We start from the raw sequence: 526 nt of genomic DNA on the forward strand, positions 1-526 counted from the left end.
GGGGATCGGTCGCCGCTGAAAGCTTTGCGGCGCCACCTGATCTGCTACGGCATCGACCCCACCGATGTCGCCGCGGTTGAAGCCACCCACGCCCATCCGCAGCGGCGGTGGCTGTATGTGGGTGTGCTGGTCGAGGCCGGTGCCTACCTGCCGGTGAAACTGGTCTCGGCCGGCGCCGGTCTCGGACACGGCCTGAACGCGCTGTCGTGGCGGGAAGCTCGTGCCCTGCGCCGCGCCCGCGCGGTCGAGGTTACGACCGCGCAGTGGCAGGACCGGATGGTCGAGGTCATCGACGGCTGGACCGCACACATCCCCGGGGACGCGCGATGAGCCTCACATCGACGGTCTTCTTCGCCGGATACGGGGGCGATTACCTCGGCTGGCGGGCGGTGCCCGGTCTCACGGGCCGGATCGCGGCCAACCACAACCCGGTCTGTGTGGCGGTGCACGAGCTGAATTTCCCCACGGTGGAACATCTTCCGCCCGGCGACGTCAGGGAGATCGATCTGACGCGGCTGCCCGCGAC

1 protein-coding gene and 1 pseudogene are annotated in these 526 nt (G+C 69.4%); both read left to right on the forward strand.

What is annotated here, in order from left to right; all coding sequences use genetic code 11:
• Positions 1-330: hypothetical protein (locus A5780_RS41595; RefSeq protein WP_197521958.1), on the forward strand; the 330-nt coding region annotated here is incomplete at its 5' end.
• Positions 327-526 (forward strand): annotated as a pseudogene (locus tag A5780_RS37310) (DNA cytosine methyltransferase); the annotation flags it as partial. The gene A5780_RS41595 and the pseudogene A5780_RS37310, both read left to right, overlap by 4 nt.

Source organism: Nocardia sp. 852002-20019_SCH5090214 (assembly GCF_001665865.1).
GTDB lineage: Bacteria > Actinomycetota > Actinomycetes > Mycobacteriales > Mycobacteriaceae > Nocardia > Nocardia nova.